Here is a 206-nt window from a genome sequence, read left to right as displayed (position 1 = left end):
GATCAGGTCGCCGACCAGTTCGCGGTCGCCGACGTACAGCCGTCCGATCGACCGCCGGACGAGCGCGAGGACGACCCTGACCGTGGCGTACGCCAGCGCGAGGAAGATCAGTCCCGAGAGCAGTCGGGGGACCGCGACGACCAGCCCCTCGACGAAGTTCGCGAGCGAGCGGGCGGCGAGCGACGAGATCCGTGTCATTACCGACC

General features: G+C 69.4%; 1 pseudogene. It reads right to left on the bottom strand.

Annotated features, from left to right (window positions below):
* Positions 1-198, bottom strand: a pseudogene (locus EXE45_RS19540) (mechanosensitive ion channel protein MscS); the annotation flags it as partial.
* Positions 199-206: the final 8 nt, after the last annotated feature.

Origin of the sequence: Halorubrum sp. SP9 (assembly GCF_005435015.1) — an archaeon.
Classification (GTDB): Archaea; Halobacteriota; Halobacteria; order Halobacteriales; family Haloferacaceae; genus Halorubrum; species Halorubrum sodomense.
Note: the sequence above shows the minus strand (reverse complement) of the source record. Positions and strands in the feature narration are given on the sequence as shown.